23 protein-coding genes, 1 tRNA gene and 1 riboswitch are annotated in these 24293 nt (G+C 70.7%); of the genes, 12 read left to right on the forward strand and 12 right to left on the reverse strand.

What is annotated here, in order from left to right:
* Positions 1-18: 18 nt before the first annotated feature.
* From JGR68_RS02535 to JGR68_RS02550, 4 genes are all read right to left on the reverse strand, one after another.
* The gene (locus tag JGR68_RS02535) at positions 19-1503 is read right to left on the reverse strand and encodes a M28 family peptidase (protein ID WP_199360258.1); all 1485 of its coding nucleotides are present in this window, start codon (positions 1501-1503) and stop codon (positions 19-21) included.
* Between the two features lie 92 nt (positions 1504-1595).
* Entirely contained in the window at positions 1596-2006 is a 411-nt protein-coding gene (gene mscL / locus JGR68_RS02540; protein ID WP_199360259.1) for a large-conductance mechanosensitive channel protein MscL, read from the reverse strand.
* Between the two features lie 32 nt (positions 2007-2038).
* Positions 2039-2755, reverse strand: a complete 717-nt coding sequence (locus tag JGR68_RS02545; protein WP_199360260.1) for a fumarylacetoacetate hydrolase family protein — start codon at positions 2753-2755, stop codon at positions 2039-2041.
* Between the two features lie 26 nt (positions 2756-2781).
* The gene (locus JGR68_RS02550; RefSeq protein WP_199360261.1) at positions 2782-3078 is read right to left on the reverse strand and encodes a hypothetical protein; all 297 of its coding nucleotides are present in this window, start codon (positions 3076-3078) and stop codon (positions 2782-2784) included.
* 85 nt (positions 3079-3163) lie between these two features.
* Between JGR68_RS02550 and JGR68_RS02555 the strand changes: the two genes are divergently transcribed.
* A complete protein-coding gene (locus JGR68_RS02555) occupies positions 3164-3499 on the forward strand; it encodes a Rieske 2Fe-2S domain-containing protein (protein WP_234446564.1) in 336 nt (111 codons plus the stop codon).
* Positions 3500-3510: 11 nt separating this feature from the next.
* Here the strand turns inward: JGR68_RS02555 and JGR68_RS02560 are convergent, their stop codons facing one another.
* From JGR68_RS02560 to thiS, 4 genes are all read right to left on the reverse strand, one after another.
* Positions 3511-5352, reverse strand: a complete 1842-nt coding sequence (locus JGR68_RS02560) for an SLC13 family permease (protein ID WP_199360263.1) — start codon at positions 5350-5352, stop codon at positions 3511-3513.
* A 9-nt stretch (positions 5353-5361) separates the two neighbouring features.
* Positions 5362-6102, reverse strand: coding sequence for a tRNA (guanosine(46)-N7)-methyltransferase TrmB (gene trmB / locus JGR68_RS02565; RefSeq protein WP_199360264.1), 741 nt, complete (start codon positions 6100-6102; stop codon positions 5362-5364).
* Between the two features lie 175 nt (positions 6103-6277).
* Positions 6278-7078, reverse strand: a complete 801-nt coding sequence (locus tag JGR68_RS02570; RefSeq protein WP_199360265.1) for a thiazole synthase — start codon at positions 7076-7078, stop codon at positions 6278-6280.
* 28 nt (positions 7079-7106) lie between these two features.
* On the reverse strand, positions 7107-7307 hold the full coding sequence (gene thiS / locus JGR68_RS02575; protein ID WP_199360878.1) for a sulfur carrier protein ThiS: 201 nt from the start codon (positions 7305-7307) through the stop codon (positions 7107-7109).
* 151 nt (positions 7308-7458) lie between these two features.
* Between thiS and JGR68_RS02580 the strand changes: the two genes are divergently transcribed.
* The 7 genes from JGR68_RS02580 (at position 7459) to JGR68_RS02610 (ending at position 13669) form a co-directional block, all read left to right on the forward strand.
* Complete coding sequence (locus JGR68_RS02580) at positions 7459-9294, forward strand: autotransporter domain-containing protein (RefSeq protein ID WP_199360266.1); 1836 nt, start codon at positions 7459-7461, stop codon at positions 9292-9294.
* A gap of 77 nt (positions 9295-9371) precedes the next feature.
* Positions 9372-9445, forward strand: a tRNA-Gly gene (locus tag JGR68_RS02585).
* 92 nt (positions 9446-9537) lie between these two features.
* Complete coding sequence (locus JGR68_RS02590) at positions 9538-9915, forward strand: DUF6746 family protein (protein ID WP_199360267.1); 378 nt, start codon at positions 9538-9540, stop codon at positions 9913-9915.
* A 20-nt stretch (positions 9916-9935) separates the two neighbouring features.
* Positions 9936-10865: a 30S ribosomal protein S6--L-glutamate ligase gene (rimK, locus tag JGR68_RS02595; RefSeq protein ID WP_199360268.1), complete on the forward strand. Its 930-nt coding sequence runs from the start codon at positions 9936-9938 to the stop codon at positions 10863-10865.
* 289 nt (positions 10866-11154) lie between these two features.
* Positions 11155-11637 carry a hypothetical protein gene (locus JGR68_RS02600; RefSeq protein ID WP_199360269.1) on the forward strand — a complete coding sequence of 161 codons (483 nt, stop codon included), beginning with the start codon at positions 11155-11157 and terminating at the stop codon, positions 11635-11637.
* A 9-nt stretch (positions 11638-11646) separates the two neighbouring features.
* The gene (locus JGR68_RS02605) at positions 11647-12330 is read left to right on the forward strand and encodes a response regulator transcription factor (RefSeq protein ID WP_191729758.1); all 684 of its coding nucleotides are present in this window, start codon (positions 11647-11649) and stop codon (positions 12328-12330) included.
* The gene (locus JGR68_RS02610) at positions 12317-13669 is read left to right on the forward strand and encodes a HAMP domain-containing sensor histidine kinase (protein ID WP_234446565.1); all 1353 of its coding nucleotides are present in this window, start codon (positions 12317-12319) and stop codon (positions 13667-13669) included. Before JGR68_RS02605 ends, JGR68_RS02610 begins: the two co-directional genes overlap by 14 nt.
* Before the next feature lie 18 nt (positions 13670-13687).
* Here the strand turns inward: JGR68_RS02610 and JGR68_RS02615 are convergent, their stop codons facing one another.
* Genes JGR68_RS02615 through metF form a run of 3 tightly spaced genes read right to left on the reverse strand, consistent with a single transcriptional unit; the run spans position 13688 to position 16162 of the window.
* Positions 13688-14605: a branched-chain amino acid transaminase gene (locus tag JGR68_RS02615; RefSeq protein WP_199360271.1), complete on the reverse strand. Its 918-nt coding sequence runs from the start codon at positions 14603-14605 to the stop codon at positions 13688-13690.
* A gap of 43 nt (positions 14606-14648) precedes the next feature.
* Entirely contained in the window at positions 14649-15287 is a 639-nt protein-coding gene (locus JGR68_RS02620) for a DUF4124 domain-containing protein (protein WP_199360272.1), read from the reverse strand.
* Between the two features lie 50 nt (positions 15288-15337).
* Positions 15338-16162, reverse strand: coding sequence for a methylenetetrahydrofolate reductase [NAD(P)H] (gene metF / locus JGR68_RS02625; RefSeq protein ID WP_199360274.1), 825 nt, complete (start codon positions 16160-16162; stop codon positions 15338-15340).
* Positions 16163-16340: 178 nt separating this feature from the next.
* On the opposite strand from metF, the gene JGR68_RS02630 reads away from it, so the two are divergent.
* Both JGR68_RS02630 and JGR68_RS02635 read left to right on the forward strand, forming a co-directional pair.
* Complete coding sequence (locus tag JGR68_RS02630; RefSeq protein ID WP_199360276.1) at positions 16341-17501, forward strand: zinc-dependent alcohol dehydrogenase; 1161 nt, start codon at positions 16341-16343, stop codon at positions 17499-17501.
* Between the two features lie 26 nt (positions 17502-17527).
* Complete coding sequence (locus tag JGR68_RS02635) at positions 17528-17932, forward strand: hypothetical protein (RefSeq protein WP_199360278.1); 405 nt, start codon at positions 17528-17530, stop codon at positions 17930-17932.
* 66 nt (positions 17933-17998) lie between these two features.
* On the opposite strand, the gene ahcY is transcribed toward JGR68_RS02635, so the two are convergent.
* Positions 17999-19462, reverse strand: a complete 1464-nt coding sequence (gene ahcY, locus JGR68_RS02640; RefSeq protein WP_199360280.1) for an adenosylhomocysteinase — start codon at positions 19460-19462, stop codon at positions 17999-18001.
* 50 nt (positions 19463-19512) lie between these two features.
* Positions 19513-19598, reverse strand: a riboswitch (S-adenosyl-L-homocysteine riboswitch).
* 138 nt (positions 19599-19736) lie between these two features.
* Here ahcY and JGR68_RS02645 point away from each other — a divergent pair.
* Positions 19737-21488: a LysM domain-containing protein gene (locus tag JGR68_RS02645; protein WP_199360283.1), complete on the forward strand. Its 1752-nt coding sequence runs from the start codon at positions 19737-19739 to the stop codon at positions 21486-21488.
* A gap of 329 nt (positions 21489-21817) precedes the next feature.
* Complete coding sequence (locus tag JGR68_RS02650; protein ID WP_234446619.1) at positions 21818-24088, forward strand: prolyl oligopeptidase family serine peptidase; 2271 nt, start codon at positions 21818-21820, stop codon at positions 24086-24088.
* Positions 24089-24293 lie beyond the last annotated feature (205 nt).

A 24293-nucleotide genomic window follows, 5' to 3' on the forward strand; every position in this document is an offset into this window, starting at 1 on the left:
GGGCCGCTGCGGCCGCCCTCAGTCCGGGGCCGCCGCGGACGCCGGCGCACTGCCGAAGTCGCCTTCGGCGTCGGCGGCGAGGTAGGCGAACACCGCGTAGGCCGCCGCGTTCTGCGCCAGCGCCGCCGGGTCGATCTTGTCCAGCGTGTCGTCGGGCGTGTGGTGCAGGTCGAAATAGTCGCTGCCATCCTGGCCGAGCCAGGCCCACGTGGCACCCGCGCGAGAGATCGCGATCACATCCGGTCCCGGACCGCCCTGGTCCAGCGGCGCGATGCCCAGCGGCGCGAGGGCCTCGGCGATCCGCGCGGCGGCGGCCCTGGCATGTGCCGGGGCTCCGGTATTGAAGCCGTAGATGCGTCCGGCACCGAAGTCGCTCTCGGCCACCAGCTGGTGGCGGGCCACCTCGCCGCCGTGCGCGGCGGCATAGGCGTTGCCGCCGTGCAGGCCCTGCTCCTCGTTGGCGAAGGCGACGACGCGGATGCTGCGCGCAGGGCGCCGCGACAGCGCGGCGACGTGCACCGCGGCCGACAGGGTGATGCCGATGCCGGCGGCATCGTCGACCGCGCCGGTACCCAGATCCCAGGAATCGAGATGGCCGCCGATCAGCACGACCTCGTCCGGGCGGCTGGCACCGGTCATCTCGCCGATGACGTTCTGCGAGGTGTATTCGCCGTCCCAGCCGCAGTCGAGCGCCAGGCGCAGGCGCACCGGACCGCGCGCGAGCAGGCGCGCGAGCTGGTCGGCGTCCGGCACCGACAGCGCCGCCGACGGCACCGGCTCCAGGCCTTCGTCGAAGCGGGTGATGCCGGTATGCGGGTTGCGATGCGAGTCGGTGCCGGCCGAACGCATGAGGAAGCCGCTGGCACCGGCGCGGATCGCGGCCGACGGGCCGCGGCTGCGCACGCGCGAGCCCGGGCCGTAGCCGCTGCCGTCGCGCGCGCGTTCCATGCGGTAGTCGACGAAGGCGATCCTGCCGGCCAGCGAACCGGCGGGCGCGGCTTCCAGCGCGGCCAGGTCGGCGAAGCGCACCACCTCGGCCTCGACCGTGCCCGCCGGGCTGCCGCCCAGTGCCGTGATCACCAGCGGCTGGGCGCTCGCACCCAGCACCTCGGCGCGCTCGCTGCGGCGGACCCACTTCGGGAAGGTGACCGGCTCGGTCCACACGCGGTCGAAGCCCAGCTCGGCGAACTTCGCCTGCGCCCAGGCGACGGCGCGGGCGTCGGCCTCGCTGCCGGCCAGACGCGGGCCCACCTCGGTGGTGAGCGATTCGGTGATGTCCCAGGCCAGGCTGCTGGCCAGCGCGGTCTCGCGCAGCTGCGCTGCGACCGCCATCGAGGCATCGGAGATGCGGGTTTCAGCCACGCGGAGCGGAGACGGCGCGGAGGTCGCCGGCGTGCGGCCTGCAGCAACGCCATCGGCGCTGCTGCGTGCGCCATGCGCGATGGCGGTGGACGGGAGTGCGGCGGCGATCGCCGTCGCGAGCAGGATCGGGACCAGGCGCATGGTGCTCTGCGGTGGAAGGCAACGGGGCCGCGAGCTTAGCAAGCAGGGCCCCGTGCCGATGTGCGGAAGGTCCCGCCTGCGCGCGCGGACCCTCAGCGGCGCAGCGCGTCGCGGATCTCGCGCAGCAGCTGCACGTCTTCCGGGATTTCCGCCGGTGCCTGCGCGACTTCCGGCTTGCGGTTGAGGCGGTTGATCGCCTTGACCACCATGAAGATCGCGAACGCCACGATGATGAACTGGATCAGCGCGTTGAGGAACGCGCCGTAGCCGATCTGCACCGCGGGCACGGCTTCACCGGCGGCATCCACGCTGGCGGCCTTCAACGTGATCGCCAGGTCGGAGAAATCGACGCCGCCGATGAGCAGGCCGATCGGCGGCATGATCACGTTGTCGACCAGCGCCGTCACGATCTTGCCGAAGGCCGCGCCGATCACCACGCCCACGGCGAGGTCGATGACGTTGCCGCGCATCGCGAATTCCCTGAACTCACTGATCATTCCCATCGCGGTCTCTCCTGTTGGACGGTGGCGGAAAACTAGCCTGCGCGCGGCGGCGCGACGTGGCAGCGCAGCACGATGGCATCGTCCAGGCGCGCTTCGCACCGGTCGCCGGGCTGCAGGGCGGCGACGCCGGCCGGCGTGCCCATGAACACCAGGTCGCCGGCGCGCAGCCGATAAAGCTTCGAGAGCTCGTGCAGGATGTCCGGCACGTCCCAGATGAAATCCGACAGCGGTGCGCCCTGGCGCTCGACGCCGTTGACCGCAAGCGACAGCCGCCGCGGCGCGAGCTCGCCGATGTCCGCGGCCGGCACCAGTTCGCTCATCGGCGCGGATTCGTCGAAGCCCTTGCCGGTGTCCCAGGGCAGGCCGGCCTTCTTGGCCGCCGCCTGCAGGTCACGGCGGGTCAGGTCGAGGCCCACGCCGTAGCCGAACACCAGTGCCCCGGCCGCGGCCGGATCGAGCAGTCCCTCGGGCGCATCGCGGCCCAGCGCGACCACCAGCTCGACCTCGTGGTGCAGGTCGGCGGTGGCCGGCGGGTAGTGCACCTCGCCGCTGGTCACGATGGCGTCGGCCGGCTTGGCGAAGAACACGGGATCGCCGCGCTCGGCCTTCGAGGCCGGCGCCTGCGCGCCCATCTCGCGGGCGTGGTCGGCGAAGTTGCGGCCCACGCAGTACACGCGGCGAACGGGAAAGGCGCCGCCGCCGCGCACCGGCACGCGGACCGGCGCCGGCGCGGGAATCACGTCGGTCATGGATGTCTCCGGGAAGCGCGATGCGCTCAGTAGGGCAGGGTGTGCGCCGGGCGGTCGACCACGCGGTACTCGGCGTCGACGATGGCGCCGCCGCGCGCGGGCGCCGACGGGCGGCGGGTCAGCAGCCGGCGCGCGAGGCCAAGGGCCAGCATCGCGGTGCCGACCACCACGCCCACCACCAGCAGCGCCGCCAGCAGGGCGAGCCCGAGCAGGCCCACGGCGATGCGCGCCAAGGGATGCCTGGGCTTGCGCGGCGCGAACATGGCGCCGAACTGGCTGGCATCGAAGCGGGCGTGGGCGCTGCGGAAGGTGCGGTTGATCATGCGGTAGTGCCAGAATGTGAAGCGATGGTGATGAGCGAGTATCGGGCCGATGGCGCCGGAAGATGTAAGTGAAGCGTTAACCGGCGTGCCTGACGGACCCCTGCTGGCGCTCGATGACCTGGCGGCCGGTGGCTTCGCCGCGGCCGAGGCACCGGTCGATGGGAGCGTGGAGGCGCTGATCCTGCACCGGGATCCCGATGGCGGCGTGCGGGCCTGGCTCAACGTCTGCCCGCACGCCGGTCGACGTCTGGACTGGGCGCCGGGCAAGTTCATCCTTTCGAAGGACGGCCTGCTGGTGTGCGCGGTGCACGGCGCCAGTTTCGAGACCGTCGGGGGCGTCTGCACGGCCGGACCCTGCCGCGGCGAATCGCTGCGCGCGGTGGCCGTGGTGGTGCGCGACGGGGCCGTCTGGCTCGCCTGAGCAGCCCCCGCTCAGAACATCAGGTTGACCATGCCCACGACCACCACCAGGTAGGCGATCGAAAGCGCCGTGCCCACGCGCCACAGGTCGCGCGCCGAGTAGTCGGCGGGACCGGTGACCATCGAGACCACCGGATTGGACGCGGTCACCAGGTTGTTGGAGGCCGACAGCGCCACGATCAGCGCGAACGCGGTCGGGTCGCCGCCCGCCGCCAGGGCCAGGTTGATCGCCAGCGGCACCATCACGATGGTCGCGCCGACGTGGCTGATCACCAGCGAGAAGGCCGAGGTCAGCGCCGCCACGGTGAACTGGATCACCCACACCGGCAGGCCGTCGGGCAGCTCCTCGATGGTATGGCCGGCGATCCAGGCCGCCGCGCCGCTGGTGTCCATCGCCCAGCCCAGCGGGATCAGGCAGGCCATCAGGAACACCGTCTTCCAGCTGATCGCCGCGTAGGCCTCGTCCATCTTCAGCACGCCGCAGACCAGCATGCCGGCCACGCCGGTCATCAGCGCGATCGAGGTCGGCAGGTCGGATGCCAGCGCCACCAGGATCGTGACCGCGAAGATCGCCATCGCCACCTTGAACTTGTGCGGCCGCTGCTCGCCCTTGGGGAAGTCGGTGACCACCACGAAATCGCGGTTGGCCGCGGTCTGCGCCAGATCCTGCCAGATGCTGTGCAGCACCAGCATGTCGCCGGCGCGCAGCGGCAGGCTGCGCACGTCGTCGCGCAGCACCTCCTTGTCGCGGTTCACCGCCAGCAGGCTGATGCCGTAGTTCTTGCGCATGGCGAGTTCCGCCGCGCTCTTGCCGATGAACTTCGAGGTGGGCGGCACCACGGCCTCGGAGATGCCCGCGCGGCTGGGATTGAACAGGTCGCCGAACTCGCGCAGGCGGGTCGACATCCGCAGCATGTTGTTTTGCGCGAAGTCGACCACCTGCTGCCGCGGGCCCATCGCGCCGATCACGCTGCCGACCCAGATGCGCGCGTCGCCGGGCGGCGCCAGGCGCGAGTCGTTGCCGGTCTTCAGCGCCAGCAGCAGCGGCGCCCCGTGCAGGGTTTCGGCCTCGCCCAGGGCCATGCCCACCAGCGGGCTGTCGGCGCTGACGGTGAGCTCGAACACGTCGCCATCGATGCCGTAGGCGCGGGCGAAGTAGCTCTGGGTGCGCGCCGGGGTCACGCTGCCGTCGCTCTCGCCGGCGCCGCCGAGCAGCCGGTCGCCGAAGAAGTGGAAGTAGGCCAGCGCGATCACCAGCAGCGTCAGGCCGATCGGCAGCGGCGCGAACATCGGCAGCGGCTCGAGCGTGGCCACGCCGGACGGCAGGTTGGCGTTGGCCGCCACCAGCAGGTCGTTGAGCAGGATCAGCGGCGAGTTGCCGACCATGGTCAGCGAGCCGCCCATGATGATCGCGGCGCAGATCGGCAGCAGGAAGCGCGACAGCCTGAGGCCCGTGCGCGAGGCCAGGCGCGAGGCGACCGGCAGGTACAGGGCCATCACCGCCGGGTTCTGCATGAACGAGGAGTTGATGCCGGCGACCGCCGAGGTATAGAGCAGCAGCCGTTTCTCCATGCCCTTGGAGCGCCGCAGCAGCCAGGCGGCCAGGCGGTTCAACGCGCCGGTGCGGTCCAGGCCGGTGCCCAGGATCATCGTCGCGATGATGCTGATCACCGCGTTGGACGAGAAGCCGCTGAAGATGTCCTCCGCGGCGACCAGCCCGGTCAGGCCCAGCACCACCAGCACCACCAGCGCCACCAGGTCGGCGCGCACGCGCTCGAACAGGAACAGCACCATCACCAGCGCGACCAGCCCGAGCACGAGCTTCATGTCGGTGGTGAGGGCCAGCGTCTCCATGTGTGGCGTCTAGTCCCCGGTCCTGTCGTAGAGCAGGTCCCACACCCCATGGCCGAGGCGCTGGCCACGGCTCTCGAAGTGCGTCTGTGGACGCCAGTCGGGCCGCGGCACGTGGCCGCGGGGTCCCGCGCGGTTCTGCAGCCCCGCCGTGGCGTCGAGCACGTCCCACATCTGCTCCGCATAGTCCTGCCAATCGGTGGCGAGGTGCAAGCGGCCGCCCGGCGCGAGCTTGCGCACCACCAGCGCGGCGAAGTCGGGATTCACCAGCCGGCGCTTGTTGTGGCGCTTCTTGTGCCAGGGATCGGGGAAGTAGATGCGGACCTCATCGAGGCTGGCGTCGGCGACTTCGTTCTGCAGCACCTCGACCGCGTCATGGTGGTACAGGCGCACGTGCCCGCTGCCGTCGGCGGCCAGCGCGTTGAGCAGGCGCCCAACGCCGGGGGCATGCACTTCGATGCCGATGTGGTCGCGATCCGGATCATGCGCGGCGGAGTGGCGCAGGGCCTCGCCGTTGCCGAAGCCGATCTCGAGGATCCGCGGCGCGCTGCGGCCGAAGCTCGCGTCGAAGTCGCGCGGACGGCCCGCATAGTCCAGCCCGAACCGCGGCCACTGCGCGTCGAACGCGCGCTGCTGCGCCGGGGTGAAGCGGCCCTGGCGCAGCACGAAGCTGCGCACCCGGCGGTTGCCGTCCTCGACGGTGAACGGCTTGGGCGGCGTCTTGGAGCCGGGGCTGGAGAAGGGGTCGGTCATGTCGCCCGGCAGAGACTGTAGGAGCGGCTATAGCCGCGATCTGCATCGCGTGGCCGGCGAACGGCGATCGCGGCTATAGCCGCTCCTACAGGTGAAGCGATCGCGGCTATAGCCGCTCCTACAGGTGAAGCGATCGCGGCTATAGCCGCTCCTACAGGTGGGGCGGCCGGCTGCATCAGCCGACGAGGCCGACGACCGGCGACGAGGCGCTGGCGTAGCGCTTGCGCGGGATGCGGCCGGCGCGGAAGGCGGCGCGGCCGGCCTCGACCGCGAGCTTCATCGCATGAGCCATCAGCACCGGGTCGCGCGCGCCGGCGATGGCGGTGTTCATGAGCACGCCGTCGCAGCCGAGCTCCATCGCGATCGCCGCGTCCGAGGCGGTGCCCACGCCGGCGTCGACGATGATCGGCACCTTGGCGTTCTCGACGATCTCGAGCAGGTTCCAGCGGTTCTGGATGCCGAGGCCCGAGCCGATCGGCGCGGCCAGCGGCATCACCGCCACGCAGCCGATCTCTTCCAGGCGCTTGGCCAGGATCGGGTCGTCCGAGGTGTAGACCATGACCTCGAAGCCGTCGGCCACCAGCTGCTCGGCGGCCTTGAGCGTCTGCACCACGTCCGGGAACAGGGTGCGCTGGTCGCCCAGGACCTCGAGCTTGGTGAGGTTGTGGCCATCCAGCAGCTCGCGCGCGAGGCGGCAGGTGCGCACCGCTTCTTCTGCCGTGTAGCAGCCGGCGGTATTGGGCAGGATGGTGTAGCGGTCCGGCGGCAGGACGTCGAGCAGGTTGGGCTCGCCCGGGTCCTGGCCGATGTTCGTGCGTCGGATCGCGACGGTCACGATCTCCGCGCCCGCGGCCTCGGTGGCCTCGCGGGTCTGCTCGAGGCCGGTGAACTTGCCCGTGCCGGTGAGCAGGCGGGACCGGTAGCGCTTGCCGGCGATGACGAGGGCGTCGTCGCCGAGGGTGTGTTGGCTGGTCATTGCGCCATTATCGCGCAAGCGCCGCCCGTCAGCCGCCCCCGAGCGCGTGCACGATCTCGATCCGGTCGCCGGCCTTCAGCGCGTGTTCGGCGTGGCGGCTGCGCGGCACGATGGCGCCGTTCACCTCCACCGCCACCTTGCGCCCGGCCAGGCCATTGGATTCCAGCAGGGCGAGAACGGTGCAGGGGCCGGTCAGGGCCTGCGGCTCGCCGTTGAGGATGATCTCCATGCCCGGCATTGTCGCCCGCCCGCGCGGCGAATGCATGCCTGCCGGTGCGCGCATGCCGCAGTGCACATTGAGCGCGCCGGCCCCGGCGTGGAACGATGCGCGGTCGCTGTCCGGCCCCTGCGCCGCGACGGTCCATTGCCAAGGAGCCAGCATGTCGAAGTCCCGCACCGCCCGCACCGCGCTCGCCGTCGCCCTGGCGCTGGCGGTCCTGCCCGCCGCCGCCCATGACCAGCCGTTCTCGGACACGGTCTTCTTCGGCGACAGCCTCACCGACGCGGGCTACTTCCGGCCGCTGCTGCCGGCCAACGTGCGCGCGGTCACCGGCCAGTTCACCACCAATCCGGGCCTGGTCTGGGCGCAGTGGCTGGCCGACCACTACGGCACGGACGCGCGGCCCAACGGCAACGGGCAGGACGGTGACAACTACGCCGCGGGCGGGTCCCGCAACGGCGTGGACGTCACCGGCGCGCTCGGCTTCACGCCTTCGCTGGCCACCCAGGCGACGCGCTACCTTGCCGCCAACGGCGGCCGCGCCGATGCGGATGCGCTCTACACCGTCTGGGGCGGCGCCAATGACCTGTTCGCGGCCACCGCCAGCCCGGCCAATGCCCAGGCCATCATCGGCGGGGCCGTGGCCGCGCAGGTCGGCATCATCGGCAGCCTGCAGGCGGCAGGTGCGCGCTACGTGCTGGTGCCGAACATCCCCGACCTCGGCCTGACGCCCTCCTTCCGCGCGCAGGGTCCGGCGGCGGCGGGGCAGGGCACCGCGCTGGCCACCGCCTACAACCAGGCGCTGTTCACCACGCTCGCCGGCAACCGGCTGAGCGTGATCCCGGTCGACACCTTCGCCTTCCTGCGCGAAGTGGCGGCCGATCCCGGGCAGTTCGGTATCACCAACGTCACCGGCACCGCCTGCATGCCGCAGATCACCGCGCAGTCGCTGACCTGCAACCCGACCAGCCTGGTCAGCCCGGACGCGGCGCAGACCTATCTGTTCGCCGACGGCGTGCATCCCGCCAGCGGTGCGCACGTCGCCGTGGCCGACCTGGCGATCGCCGCGATCGAGGGGCCGCGGCAGATGGCGGTGCTGCCGCATTCGGCGGCCGCCACGGGCCGCAACCGCGCCCAGCGCGTGGGCGCTCAGATCGGCAACCGCGGCGACGTCGAGGGCTCGCGCTGGTGGGCCGACCTTCGCGGCGACTTCCAGCGCTACGCGCACGGCGACCATTACGACGGCACCGGTCCGGCGCTCCTGGTCGGCATGGACTGGGGCGGCGAGGGCCTGGCCTATGGCGGCTTCATCGGCTACGGCGCGCAGGGCAACGACTGGGGCGCGCGCCGCGGCAACTGGGACCAGTCCGAGGCCTCGATCGGCGGCTACATCGGCTGGACCGGGGGGTCCGGCGGCTGGGTCAACGCCCAGCTGGGCTACACCCGCATCGACTTCGACATCGAGCGCCAGGTGCCGCTGGGCCCGGTGCTGCGCACCCACGCCGGTTCGACCGACGGCAGCAGCCTGGCGCTGGCGGTGCAGGGTGGCTGGGACTTCGGCGACGGTCCGCTGCGCCACGGCCCGGTGCTCGGCGTGGTCGCGCAGCGCGTGGAGGTCGACGGATTCGCCGAGAGCGATCCGGGCCTGTCGACTTCGCTGGCCTACCTCGACCAGGAGTTCGACTCGACGGTCGGCAGCGCCGGCTGGCAGCTCTCCTACGCCATCCACGATACGCTGGCGCCCTATGCGCGGCTGACCGTGGACCGCGAGTTCGAGGACGAGGCCGCCCAGGCCTTCGCGCGCTCGCAGTCGATCCAGGGATCCCTGGCCTATGCGGTGCCCGGCGTCGAGTACGACCAGTCCTGGGCCACGCTGACCTTCGGCGCGCGCACGCGCCTGTTCGGCCTGGACGCCGACATCGGTGCCAGCGTCAACAGCGGCCAGAAGGCCGGCAAGCACGCGATGGTGTTCGCCAGCGTCGGCGCCGGCTTCTGAGCGACGCGGCCGGTGCGCGGCTTGGGCCGCGCGCCGTTGCCAAATCCGGCGGCCAGGTCCTAGACTGGTCGCCACGCGCGGGCGTAGTTCAATGGTAGAACTGCAGCTTCCCAAGCTGCTAGCGTGGGTTCGATTCCCATCGCCCGCTCCACTTCCGCCGCATGCGCCGCCACGTCCCACGGGCGCATGCGCCTGGCGCGTGGATTCACTACCATCGGCGATCCCCTGCACGAGGATCCGCCCATGAAGACCCTTCCACTGCTCTTCGCCGGCCTGATGCTGGCGTTCGGCGTCTCCGATTTCGCGCTCGCCGACGCGCGCCCCGATCATTTCGAGGGCGAGCAGGCGGCGTCGCTCGAGGAGGCGCTGTCTCGGCTGTCGGCCTACAACGCGCGGCTGGACGCGATCCTGGCGAAGGACGAGCTCGGTCCCGAGGACACCGCGGAGATCCACGAGCTGACCTACACGCTCGAGAACGCGCTGGGCCGCATCGATTCCGAGGTCAAGGCGATGGCCGAATCGCTGGAGGCCGTGCACGTCGCCTCCGAGCGCTACGAGGTCGACACCGTGCGCGCACAGGGCCGCCGTTACCTGGACGCATCGTCGAAGCTGGTCCGCTGAGCGCCCCGCGGCCTGCCCCGATGAAGCTCGCGATCCTGTCGCGCAACAGCAAGCTCTACTCCACGCGCCGGCTGGTCGAGGCGGCGCGCCTGCGTGGGCACAGCGTGCGCGTGCTCGATCCGCTGCGCTGCTATATGCGCATCGGCAAGGACGGCTTCGCGCTGCGCTACAAGGGGCAGCCGCTGGCGGGTTATGGCGCGGTGGTCCCGCGCATCGGCGCCTCGATCAACCGCTACGGCAACGCGGTGCTGCACCAGTTCGAGCTGATGGGCTGCCACACGCCCAATCCATCGGCGGCGATCGCGGCCGCGCGCGACAAGCTGCGCTGCCACCAGCTGCTGGCGGCCCAGGGCATCGACATGCCGGTGACCGTGTTCGGCGACAACCCCGACGACACCGACGACCTGCTGGCGATGCTCGGGGCGCCGCCGCACGTGATCAAGCTCACCGAGGGCAGCCAGGGGCGCGGCGTCATGCTGACCGAGAAGCCTTCGGCTTCCCGGGGCGTGGTCGATGCGCTGCGCGGGCTGTACGCCACCTTCCTGCTGCAGGAGTTCATCGCCGAAGCCGGGGGCGCCGACATCCGCTGCCTGGTGGTCGGCGACCGCGTGGTCGCCGCGATGCGACGCCAGGCGCCGGATGGGGACTTCCGCGCCAACCTGCACCGCGGGGGGGCCGCCGAGGCCTTCGACCTGGATGCCGGGGCGGCCGGGGTCGCGGTGCGCGCGGCCGACGTGCTCGGCCTGGGCGTCGCGGGGGTGGACCTGATCCTGTCCGCGCGTGGACCGCTGGTGCTGGAGGTCAACGCCTCGCCCGGCCTGGAGGGCATCGAGCGTTCCACGGGTGTCGACGTGGCGGGAACGATCATCGACTTCGTTGCGGCAGGAGCCGCAGGCGGGGGCATGGCGTCTCGGAAGCGGATGAGACCTTCCCGCAGGCGCCAGGTTTAACGGCCCTTTAATTCGCCGGCCGGTAGCGTGGCACGACCGAAATCCCTCGTGCGTCTCCAGGTCTCTGTCGTCAGGTGGATTGCGGTCATCGGGGCAACACTTCTTTCGGCCCGGGCAAGGTTCTTGCCCGGGCCATTTTGTATACCGGCACGCGCCGGGCATCCGGACGCCGTCGCAGAGGATTTGTGCGACCCGTCCGGCGCAGGCAGAATCGGACGACATGCCCCCCACGGCATACGGCCGCATGCATCATCCACATGTCCTGCGAGGTCCATAGATGCACAAGTTGATGCTGTTCTCACTCCTGGCACTCCTGCTCCCGGCCACCGCGTCGGCCACGATCAATTCCGGCGACCAGGCCTTCAAGCCGGACAAGGGCCTGGATCTCAACGCCTCGTTCAACGAGCAGCGTGCGGCCATCAACAAGGCCCTCGGTGACGGGGAGACCTATGTCGAGATCTCGGCCGACGACGTCCGCGTGGTGCAGGATTCGCTGGGCCGCATCTCGACCCTGCTGGCAGGCGCGCAGAGCATCAACCAGATGTCGCCGGAGGCGAAGGTGGAGCTGTTCAACGAGCAGGAGCGGGTCAACACGCTGCTGGTGCGTGCGCACAAGGACAGCCGCCTGGTCTGCCGGCGCGAGAAGCCGACCGGTTCACACCGCCCCACCACGCTGTGCCTGACAGTGGCCGAGCGTCGCCGCCACCGCGAAGCGGCCAGCGACTTCTTCCGCTACAACCCGCGGGCACAGGGCCCGGTCAGCGACCCCTGAGGAGATCCAGTGCGCATACTCGTCATCGAAGACAACCAGGACATCGCCGCCAACCTGGGCGACTACCTGGAGGACCGCGGCCATACCGTCGACTTCGCCGCCGACGGCGTGACCGGCCTGCACCTGGCGGTGGTCCATGACTTCGACGCCGTGGTGCTGGACCTCAACCTCCCGGGCATGGACGGCATCGAGGTCTGCCGGAAGCTGCGCAACGAAGCCCGCAAGCAGACCCCGGTGCTGATGCTCACCGCGCGCGACAGCCTGGACAGCAAGCTGGCGGGCTTCGACTCCGGCGCCGACGACTACCTGATCAAGCCGTTCGCGCTGCAGGAGGTCGAGGTGCGGCTGAACGCGCTGGCACGCCGAGGCAAGGGCGTGCAGACCCGCGTGCTCGAGGTCGCCGACCTCGAGTACAACCTCGACACGCTCGAGGTGCGCCGCGCAGGCAAGCTGGTGCAGCTCAATCCCACGGCGCTGAAGATCCTGCAGTCGCTGATGGAGGCGTCGCCGGCGGTGGTCACCCGCCAGGAGCTCGAGACCCGGGTCTGGGGCGAGGAGCTGCCGGATTCGGACAGCCTGCGCGTGCACATCCACGGGCTGCGGGCGGTGATCGACAAGCCGTTCCCCACCCAGCTGGTGCAGACCCGCCATGGCATCGGATACCGGATCGCGGCACCGGATGCCTCAAGCTGACGACGCGGCGCCCGTGCCCAAGGGGCTCGGGCGCCGGCGTTACCGCCGCCGGCTGCGCAGCCGCATCATCCTGTCCTTCGCCCTGCTCGGGCTGGGCCTGACGGCGATGTTCGCCATCGCCGCGGCCTATGTCGGCGCGGTGGTCGAGGACCAGGCGGTCGGCACGGTGCTCAAGGAAAACCTCGACGACTACGCCGAGCGCTTCTACCAGGACCAGTCGGCGCAGCTGTCGCCGCTCGGCAGCGTGCGCGCCTATGTCTTCGGCCCGGACAAGTGGCACAACGCGCAGCCGGACTGGATCCCGCTCGAGTCCGGCGTCTACAACATGAACGGCGTCGAGGACGGCGAACCCTTCGTCTACCGCCTGGTGGTGAAGAAGGACCCGGACTACTGGTTCTTCGTCGCCCAGGACATGACCAGCACGGCCGAGGTGCGCGCGCGCATCAAGCTGATCCTCATCGCGGCGGTGGTGCTGTTCACGGTGCTGGCCGGCTTCATCGGCTGGTGGTCGGCCTCGCGCGTGATGCGCCCGGTGTCGGAACTCGCCAACCTCCTGAGCACCTCGGACGAGAGCGCGCGCCCGGCGGCGCTGGCGCCGCACTTCCCCGATGACGAAGTCGGCGAGCTGGCGACCGCGCTGGACGACTACGCCGCGCGCCTGACCGAGGTGGTCCAGCGCGACCGCGAGTTCAACGCCGACGTGAGCCATGAACTGCGCACGCCGCTGGCGGTGATCAAGGGCGCGGCCGAACTGCTGCTGTCGCGCCCGGGGCTCGACGACAAGACGCTGGCGCGGCTGCAGCGCATCCAGCGCGCCGAAGCCCAGTGCACCGACCTGATCAGCGCCCTGCTGCTGCTGTCGCGCGCCGAGCGGGGCCACGGCAGCACCGACGTGTACCGGGTGGCCGAGCAGCTGCTGGACGCGCACCGCCCGCAGCTGGGCGCGAAGGCGCTGGAGCTGCGGCTGGACGGCGGCCCCGGCCGCCTGGTGGTGGATGCACCCGAGGCGGCGGTCTCGGTGGCGCTGGGCAACCTGATCGGCAACGCCATCAAGTACACCACCGCCGGCAGCGTGGTGGTGCGCCTGCACGATCGCGCGATCGACGTGATCGATTCCGGGCCGGGCCTCAGCGCCGAGGACGCCGCGCACCTGTTCGAGCGCGGCTACCGCGGCAGCCACGCCGAGCACACCCACGGCGGCGGCATCGGCCTGTCGATCGTGCGCCGGCTGTGCCGGCTCTACGAGTGGCAGGTGCGGGTGGTCCCGGGCGCGGAGCGCGGCGTGGTGGCCACGCTCAGCTTCGATGCCGATGCCGAGGCGGACGCGGGCAGGGCCTAGCGCGGCCCGCGCCCCGGCTCAGCCCTGCAGCGGCTGCAGCCAGCCATGGCGGTCGGGCGTGCTGCCGTCGAACAGTCCGAAGAACAGCTCCTGCAGCCGCCGCGTCACCGGCCCGGCACGCCCGGCGCCGACCTGGCGGCCGTCCACCGAGCGGATCGGGGTGATCTCGGCGGCGGTGCCGCACATGAAGAGCTCGTCGCAGAGGTAGAGGTATTCGCGCGGCAGGTCGCGCTCGACCACCTCGATGCCGGCGTCGCGCGCCAGGCGGATGATCGAGTCGCGGGTGATGCCGTTGAGCAGCGCCGCGCTGACCGGCGTGGTGTGCAGCGCGCCGTCGAAGACCAGGAACAGGTTCTCGCCCGCGCCCTCGCTGAGCAGGCCGGTCGAGGCCAGCGCGATGCCCTCGCCGAAGCCCAGCCGGCGCGCCTCGCGCGCCACCAGCTGGCCGGAGAGGTAGTTGCCGCCGGCCTTGGCCCCGGCGGGGATGGTATTGGGTGCGAAGCGCTGCCAGCTGGAGACGCAGGCGTCGATGCCTTCGGTCAGCGCGCCTTCGCCCAGGTAGGGACCCATGTGCCAGGACGCCACCGCGACGTCGATCGGCGTCTCGGCGCTCAGGCCGAAGCCTCCGAGGCCGCGCCACGCCACCGGGCGCAGGTAAGCCTGCTGCAGGCCGTTGCGCCGGACCACCTCGTGGCAGGCGGCGTCGAGCTCCGCGGCGGTGTAGGGGATCGCCATCTCGTAGATGCGCGCCGAGGCGAACAGGCGGCGGGTGTGGTCCTGCAGGCGGAAGATCGCGCTGCCGCCCGGGGTCGCATAGGCGCGGATGCCCTCGAACACCGACGAGCCGTAGTGCAGGCCGTGCGCCATGACGTGGGTGGTGGCCTCGGCCCAGGGCTTGATGCCGCCGTTGTGCCAGATCCATTCGGGGTAGTGCATCGCGCGGCTCCTGTCCGGTGGATCGCCATTGTGCCGCACGGGCTCAGAGCGAGATCCACCAGCAGTCCATGTGCCGGCGCAGGCCGAACGTGGTGGTCGAGGGCGTGGCGCCGTCGGACAGCACCTGGTCGATGCGCAGCGCAACCGGCCGCCGCGGTGCCGGCGGTTCCCGCGGCGCCGTCGCCGCCGTGCCCATGACCAGGGCCGACAGCGGTGCCGGTGCGGCGGTCGTCGCCTGCGGCGCCCCGGGCGCGGCAACGACCACGGTCTGCGCGGGCCGCAGCGCGGTGACGTTGAGCAGCGGGCGGCGGGCGATCGCGTCCAGCCGCTCGAGCACTGCATAGCCGTTGCGATGGCCCATGCCGGCCCAGTGGTAGCTGCGCGCCAGCCAGTTGGTGTCGCGCGCATCGATTGCCGAGGTGACCTCGAAGATCAGGTCCTGCAGGCGGCGCGAGCAGCCGCCGCGGTAGCGCAGCGCCGCGCCGGGCGTGCTGCCTGCACCGGTGTCGGGCCGGGTCTCCACCGCGCCCAGCGAACCGCAGCTGCGGTCGGTGTATACGGTGCCGCCATCGGGCGTCGTGCAGCGCCGGACCTGGGCCTGGGCCGGTGCGGGCGCAAGGGTGGCGATCGCCACGGCCCATAGCAGCGCGGCAGCCAGGACGGGGTGGCGCGGGGACGGCATCGGCAAAGGGTACCGCGGCGAACGCCCGACGGGCGTGGTGGACGTCGGCTTCAGCCCAGGCGCTCGAGCACGGAGACGGTCGGCCTGGCCAGGTTGAGGGTGTAGAAGTGCAGGCCCGGGGCGCCGCCCTCGACCAGGCGCCGGCACAGGCTGGCCACGAAGTCGCAGGCGAGCTCGCGGATGCTGGCGGCATCGTCGCCGTGGGCGGCCATGCGCTTGCCCAGCCAGCGCGGGATCTCGGCGCCGCAGGCTTCCGAGAACCGCTTCAGCTGGCTGAAGTTCGCGATCGGCATGATCCCGGGAACGATCGGCACCTCGACGCCGAGCGCGCGGGCGGCGTCGACGAAGCGGAAGTAGGCGTCGGCGTTGTAGAAGTACTGGGTGATGGCACCGTCGGCGCCGGCGTCGACCTTGGCTTTGAAGTGGCGAAGGTCGGCGAGCGCATCCTCGGCCTGGGGGTGCGTCTCTGGATAGCAGGCCACTTCGATGTGGAAGCAGTCGCCGTGCTCGGCGCGGATGAAGGCGACCAGCTCCGCCGCCTGGCGGAACTCGCCGGGATGGCCCATGCCCGACGGCAGGTCGCCGCGCAGCGCGACGATCCGGCCGCAGCCGTGCGCGCGATAGCTGTGCAGCAGCGCGGCGATCTCGTCGCGCGTGCCGCCGACGCAGGAGAGGTGGGGAGCGGCGACCAGGCCGTGCTCCTGGATCAGGGCGCGCACCGTGTCGCCCGTGTAGCTGAGCGTGGAGCCACCGGCGCCGAAGGTGCAGGACACGTATTCCGGCGACCAGGCCTTGAGCCTGGACGCCGTGCGGGCGAGCTGCGTCCGCTGCTCGTCGTTCTTGGGCGGATAGAACTCGAAGCTGATCGGGATCATCGCGGCTGACGGAAACGGGGATCGCCCCGAAGTCTATCGCTTTATCGGGATGGATGGATAGATCGGGTCCGGAAGAACTTGCAGGCGCCCTGGCGGCACGCACGCGCCGTGTTCACGGGCCCCGCCCCAAGGTCGGCGTCCTGCCGGCGAATCCCGGCCGCGCCACCAGGAGAGCCGCATGCTGGCAACCACCTACCGCCGCCCGCGCAGGATGCGCATCGAGAACGTCGCCGAGCCCTCCATCGAACATCCCAACGACGCCATCGTGCGCGTCACCCGCTCGTGCATCTGCGGCTCGGACATCCACATCTACAACGGCCTGGTGCCCGACACCCGGGTCGGCCAGATCGTGGGCCACGAGTTCACCGGCGTGGTGGAGGAGGTCGGTCCATCGGTGCCGAACCTGAAGGTCGGCGACCGGGTGCTGGTGCCGTTCAATATCTTCTGCGGCAGCTGCTACTTCTGCCAGAAGGAGCTGTACGGCAACTGCCACAACGTCAATTCGCAGGCCAGCGCGATGGGCGGGTTCTACGGCTACACGCACACGGCCGGCGGCTATGACGGCGGGCAGGCCGAACTGGTGCGCGTGCCCTTCGCCGACGTCGGCCCGATGGTGATCCCCGACGACATCCACATCGAGGACGCGGTGCTGCTGACCGACGCCTTCCCCACGGGCTACCAGGCCGCCGAGATGGGCGACATCCGCGAGGGCGACACCGTCGTGGTGTTCGGTGCCGGCCCGGTGGGACTGTTCGCGGCGAAGAGCGCCTGGTTCTTCGGCGCCGGTCGCGTGATCGTGGTCGACCGCGAGGAGTACCGGCTCGAGTTCGCGCGCGGGTTCGCCCACTGCGAGACGGTCAACTTCACCGAAGTCGACGACATGGCCACCCATCTGAAGAAGATGACCGACTGGATGGGCGCCGACGTCTGCATCGACGCGGTGGGCTGCGACGCCAGCGGCAGCGCGTTCCACACCTTCACCGGCAAGATCGCCATGCTGCAGGGTGGCTCGGCGATCGCGCTGCACTGGGCGATCAACAGCGTGCGCAAGGGCGGTCGGATCTCGATCGTGGGCGTCTACGGTCCGACCTTCAACATGATTCCGATCGGGAACGCGGTCAACAAGGGCCTGACGCTGCGCATGAACCAGGCCAGCGTGAAACGGCACCTGCCGCGGCTGATCGAACACATCCGCGCCGGCCACATCTCGCCGCGCGAGATGATCACCCACCGCATCCCGCTGGAAGACGTGGCCGATGCCTACGACATCTTCGTCAACAAGCGCGACAACTGCATCAAGCCGGTGCTGATCCCACCCTCCGCGCGGGGTGACGCGTAATGGCCGGCAACGCACGGGAGACCACCATGGACAAGGCCCGATTCGCCCACATCCCCGGCTGGGGCGCCGACCTCGCGCACGAGAACCGGCCGGCCGTGCCGATGGAGCGCACGCCGCCGCGGCTGGACGTCCCCTGGAGCGACCCGCCGCCGCAGCAGCCGATGACCGTCGAAATCCTGAAGTCGCTGGAGCGTCCGGAGCACTCGCGCACCTTCGGCACCCGCCTGCCGCCCAAGGGCCTGAGCGGCGTGATGCGTCGCGCCGCCTTCAGGCGCAGCGAGAACAACGTCGGCCACTGGCTCATGCTGATCGCCGCCGACCGCGTCGACGTCGTCGAAGGCATGGCCGGGGACCTGAAGCGCTCGCCGCTGAAGCTCGCCGCCGTGGGCGTCGGCGTCGCCGCGCTGGTGTGGTGGCTGGCATCGGACTGACCACCCGATGCCACAAACGGAACGGGCGCCCGAAGGCGCCCGTTCCGCTGTCCCGGATGGGCCGGATCAGTACCGGTAGTGCTCCGGCTTGAACGGACCTTCCACCGGCACGCCGATGTAGTCGGCCTGTTCCTTCGTGAGCTTCGTCAGCTTCACGCCGATCTTCTCCAGGTGCAGGCGCGCGACTTCCTCGTCGAGCTTCTTCGGCAGGATGTAGACCTTGTTGGCGTACTCGTCCTTCTTCGCCCACAGGTCGATCTGCGCCAGCGTCTGGTTGGAGAACGAGTTCGACATCACGAAGCTCGGGTGGCCGGTGGCGCAGCCCAGGTTCACCAGGCGGCCTTCGGCCAGCAGGAACATCGCGTTGCCGTTCGGCAGGATGAACTTGTCCACCTGCGGCTTGATGTTGACGATCTCCACGCCCGCCAGCGCCTTCAGCGCATCGACCTGGATCTCGTTGTCGAAGTGGCCGATGTTGCAGACGATGGCCTGGTCCTTCATCGCGGTCATGTGCTCGACGCGGATGATGTCCTTGTTGCCGGTGGTGGTGACGTAGATGTCGGCCTCGCCGAGGCTGTCCTCGACGGTCGAGACCTCGTAGCCCTCCATCGCCGCCTGCAGCGCGCAGATCGGGTCGATCTCGGTGACGATCACGCGCGCACCGTAGGCGCGCAGCGACGCCGCGCAGCCCTTGCCGACGTCGCCGTAGCCGCAGACCACCGCCACCTTGCCGGCCAGCATCACGTCGAGCGCGCGCTTCAGGCCGTCGGCCAGCGACTCGCGGCAGCCGTACAGGTTGTCGAACTTCGACTTGGTGACCGAGTCGTTGACGTTGATCGCGGGCACCAGCAGCTTGCCGTCCTGGGCCAGCTGGTACAGGCGGTGCACGCCGGTGGTGGTCTCTTCGGACACGCCCTTCCAGTCGGCGACGACCCTGGTCCAGTAGCCCGGGCGCTCCTTGGCGACGCGCTTGAGCAGGTTCTTGATCACCTGCTCCTCGTGGCTGCCCGCGGGCGCGTCGACCCAGGACGTGTCGCCCTGCTCGAGCTCGTAGCCCTTGTGGATCAGCAGGGTCACGTCGCCGCCGTCGTCGACCACCATCTGCGGGCCGAGGAAGCCGCCCTGGCCGTCGGGGAAGGAGAGTGCGTCGAGCGTGCAGTCCCAGTACTCCTCCAGGGTCTCGCCCTTCCAGGCGAACACGGGGGTGCCGGTGGCGGCGATCGCCGCGGCGGCGTGGTCCTGGGTGGAGAAGATGTTGCACGACGCCCAGCGCACATCGGCGCCGATGTCGTTGAGGGTCTCGATGAGGACCGCGGTCTGGATGGTCATGTGCAGCGAGCCGGTCACGCGCACGCCCTTCAGCGGCGCCTCGGCGGCATGCTTGCGGCGGATGGACATCAGGCCCGGCATCTCGTGCTCGGCGATGTCGATCTCCTTGCGGCCCCAGTCGGCCAGGGAGATGTCGGCGATCTTGTAGTCGCCATCGGTTGAAAACTGGCGTTCAGGGCTGGTCTTGGTCACGGCGTTCATCTCTTGCTCCGGTTTCGCGCCCTGTCCCGCTCGCGGGAGGGGTCGGTGGGGTGAACCGGGCGCCGTTCAGATCGTCATCGCCGAGCCTGGTGGGCGGCTTCATCGAAGCCGGTCCATCGCAGCGCCCCTCGGCGGAGCCGCGGATTATATAACGCGCAGGCCGCGCGGACCCCGGCCGGTGGTCCGCGTGGCACCACCTAGGGTCCGACCGGGTGTAGCGCAGGGCCCGGATTGCCTAGGCTGGCGCGAATCCTGGAACAACCGGAAGCCCCCCATGACCGTCAACGCCATCGGATACCAGCAGCCCGTCCAGCCGCCGCCTCCGCCGCCCCCGCCGAAGCAGCACGAAGTGGTGCGCGGCGAGACCATCGACAGCATCGCAAAGGCCAACGGCACCACGCCGCAGGCGCTGATCGGCGCCAATCCGCAGCTGGCCAATCCCGACCACCTCTACCCCGGCGATCTGCTCAACCTGCCGGCGGCCGCGGCCGAGGATGGCAGCGGGGGCGGCTCGGTCAAGGCCACGGGAGACGACACCGCCAGGACCGGTACTGATGCCAATGGCACGAGCTCGAAGAGCGAGGCCAGCGTCGGCGTGTCGGATGACGGTGTGACCGTCGGCGGCAAGCAGACCGACAAGACCACCACCACCGACGCCAACGGCAGCAAGTCCACGAGCGGCACCACGACCGGGGCGAGCGTCGGCGTCGATCCCGACAAGGGCACGGTCGCGCTGACCGCCAACGGCGGGTTCACCGAGAGCGTCAAGAACTCGAAGGGCGTGGGCCTGAGCTTCGGCATCGACGGCAGCAGCACGGTCGTCGCCGGCCAGAAGACCACCGACGGCGTGACCACCTATACGGTGTCCAGCGACGTCTCGGTCACGCTGAACGCCGGCGTGGACGTCAAGCAGGCCGGCCTGGAGTACGGCCGTACCGACGGGATCAAGGCGTCGTACGAAGTCTCGATGCCGGAACAGGCGGCGAAGACCACCGACCTCGCCAGCGTCAATCCCTTCGATCCCGCGTCCATGCCGACCGGCACGGTCATCAGGCTCGACGGGGCCAGCTACGCGAGCAACGAGTTCAAGGCCACCTTCCGCAACGTCGCCGTCGAAACCAAGGTGACCAGCGAGGAGGGAACCAGCCTCCTGGTCGAGAAGACCGGCACCGACACCGTGCGCGTGACCGCAGGGCCGACCGAGGCGATCAGCGCCTACAACGGCGTCGGCCTGGACTTCGAACAGGTCAAGCTGATGCTCGGCAACGACACCAGCCTGAGCGGCGCGACGCTCAAGACTGCCGAGTTCGACCTGTCCACGCCCGACGGCCTGGCCGCGTACAACGATTTCGTGGCCACCGGCACCATGCCGGCCGACAACGGCCCCGGGGTGTCCGAAGTGAAGACGATCGAGAAGCTCGACTACTCGTCGCAGGCCAAGGTCGACGTGAAGCTGGGTCCGCTGGAGCTGGGCATCGACGGCGCGCAGAACACCGGTGACTCGGTGGTCACCACCTATCCCGACGGCACCGCCGAGCGCACGGTCAACCTGCAGTACAGCGGCAACGTGCCAATGACGCTGACGCAGACGTTCGACGCCGAAGGCAAGGAGATCGTCTCCGAGCGCGCGTATGCGTTCACGATCAAGGCCGACGAGAACACGTCGCAGATGATCAACGCCGCGCAGACGGGCGACGTCGGCAAGGCGCAGGACGGCCCGGTCAAGCCCGGTGATACCGTCACCATCACCTATACCGAAGCCGAGATGGGGCAGCTCAAGGCCCACGCCGAGGGCGCGCTGGAGGCGAGTGGCGGCATGAACACGGGGTTGCGGGTCCTCACCCAGGACTACGACGGCAACCCGGTGAGCAGCTTCGACTTCGCGATCGGGATGGCGCGCAACCTGGGCGGCTCCGACTACGGCAGTGCGGAACGCCTCTTCACCATCTCCGGCGGCGCTGACGGCAACTTCGGTGACGGCAACTACGTGCAACTGCCGGGCACGGTGACGGTGCACGACAGCTGAGCGCCGCGGCCGGCGGATCGTAGCGACCATGACCGTCGCCACGGTCCCCCTGCCGCGTCGACGGGCTAGGCTCGGGGTTTACCACCTGCAGGACCTTCGCCTTGCCCACGCCCGTTTCCAGACTGCTGTCCGCGCCGCTGCTGCTCGCCTGCCTGGCGTTCCTCCCCGGGCCCTCGCAGGCCCGCGAGCAGGCCGCCACCGCCGACGCGGCCCGTGACCCCGCCAGCGCCGGCGGCTACCGCCTGCCGGCCCCCGAGCTGCGCGCGATCGTCGATGCGCCCGCCGTGCCGCAGCTGTCGCTTTCGCCGCGCCGCGACCTGCTCGCCTACATGCGGGTGCCGGCGCTGCCGGGCATCGACGTCGTCGCCCAGCCGGAACTCAAGCTCGCCGGACTGCGCATCCATCCGCGCACGCATTCGGCGAGCGCCTTCAGCTTCATCGACGACCTGTGGCTGCAGGAAGTCGACGGTGGCCGCGAGCGCCGCATCCAGGGCCTGCCGCAGCCGCTGGCGCTCGGGTCGCTGCAGTGGTCGCCGGACCAGCGCCACATCGCCTTCAGCCAGGTCGACCGGCGCGCGGGTCGCGTCGAGCTGTGGCTGGTCGACGTCGCGGCGGGCCAGGCCCGGCGCCTGCTCGACCGACCCCTGGGCAGCGTCACCGGCAGCGGCTTCGACTGGCTGCCCGACGGCAGCGGACTTATCGCGCTGGTGCGTCCGGACGGGCAGGGCGCAGCGCCGTCCGACGACGGCATCCCGCCGGGGCCGAACATCCAGGAGACCCGCGGCAGCGGCCAGGTGCAGAGCCTGCGCACCTACCAGGACCTGCTGTCGAACCCGCAGGACGAAGCGCTGTTCGCGTACTACATGACCAGCCAGCTGCTGCGCGTCGACCTCGATGGCCGGACCCGCGCCATCGGCGCGCCGGAGATGTACGTCGGTGCCTCGGTGGCGCCGGACGGGCGCCACCTGCTGCGCCAGCGGCTCGAGCGGCCGTTCTCCCACCTGGTCCCGTACTCGCGCTTCCCCCGCCGCATCGACGTGATCGACCTCGACGGCCACCTGGTCCACACCGTGGCGACGCTGCCGCTGGTGGAAGGCCTGCCGACCGGCAACGACGCCGTCGCCACCGGCGTGCGCCGCATCGCCTGGCGCTCGGACGCGCCGGCAACCCTGGTCTGGGCCGAAGCCCAGGACGGCGGCGATCCGTCGCGCGAGGCGGCCGTGCGCGACCGCGTGTTCGCGCACGCGGCACCGTTCGCCGGCGAGCCGCGGATTCTGGCTGACCTGTCGACGCGCTATCGCGGTGTGTCCTGGGGCCATGGAAGCCTGGCCCTGCTGCAGGAGTCGTGGTGGAAGACGCGGCAGCTGCGCGAATGGCGCCTGGCGCCGGACACCGGTGCGGCGCCGGTCCTGCTGCGCGAAGGCTCCTACGAGGACCGGTACGCGGATCCCGGGACGCCGGTCATGCAGCTCGACGCGCGCGGTTTCGCACGCCTGCTCACCACCGGCGGCGGCGAGACCATCTACCGCATCGGCGACGGCGCCTCGGCCGAGGGCGATCGTCCCTTCCTCGACCGCCAGGACCTGGCCAGCGGGCGGACCGAACGGCTGTTCCACTCGCAGGCGCCGTGGTACGAAGCGCCGTTCGCGCTGCTCGATGCCGAGGCTTCGCGCATCCTGACCACGCGCGAATCGCCGACGCAGACCGCCAACGTGCTGCTGCGCCGCCCCGGCGCCGATGGCGAGCCGGTGGCGCTGACCGACTTCCCGCACCCGACGCCCGCGCTGCGCGACGTGACCAAGGAGCAGATCCGCTACACGCGCGACGACGGCGTGGAGCTCACCGCCGACCTCTACCTGCCCGCGGGCTATGACGCCGCGCGCGACGGCCCGCTGCCGATGCTGATGTGGGCCTACCCGCGCGAGTTCAAATCCGCCGATGCCGCCAGCCAGGTGCGCGGTTCGCCGCACCGGTTCAACCGCATCAGCTACTGGGGGCCGCTGGCCTTCCTCGCGCGCGGCTATGCGGTGCTTGACGGCCCGACGATGCCGATCGTCGGCGAGGGCGAGTCCGAGCCCAACGACACCTACGTGAGGCAGCTGGTGGGCAGCGCGCGGGCGGCGGTGGACGCGGTCGTCGAACGCGGCGTCGCCGACCGTGGGCGCATCGCCATCGGCGGGCATTCCTACGGCGCCTTCATGACCGCCAACCTGCTGGCGCACTCGGACCTGTTCCGCGCCGGCATCGCGCGCAGCGGCGCCTACAACCGTTCGCTGACGCCGTTCGGCTTCCAGGCCGAGGAACGCAACTACTGGCAGGCCACCGAGACCTATCATGCGATGTCGCCCTTCGACCACGCCGACCGCATCGACGAGCCGGTGCTGCTGATCCACGGCGAGGAGGACAACAACTCCGGCACCTTCCCGATGCAGAGCGAGCGCCTGTTCTCCGCGATCAAGGGCCTTGGCGGCACGGCGCGCCTGGTGATGCTGCCGCGGGAATCACACGGCTACCGCGCGCGGGAGTCGATCCTGCACATGCTGGCCGAGACCGACGCGTGGCTGGAGAGTCACGTCAAGGAGGCGAAGCCCCGGCCCTGATCCGTCCTGGTCGGGCCTGTGCTCCGGGCCCGACCGTCATCGCCATTCGGGAACCCGAACGCTCGCACGTCGCGACGACCCGCCCCCTGTAGGAGCGGCTACAGCCGCGATTGCTGCAACCGCGACGTCATCCTGGGAATCGGATGACGCTGCGGCTGCGGCCGTGGCTGCGGCTGCGGCTGCGGCTGCGGCTGCGGACTCCGGC

The sequence above is a fragment of the Luteimonas sp. MC1750 genome, assembly GCF_016615955.1.
Lineage (GTDB): Bacteria > Pseudomonadota > Gammaproteobacteria > Xanthomonadales > Xanthomonadaceae > Luteimonas.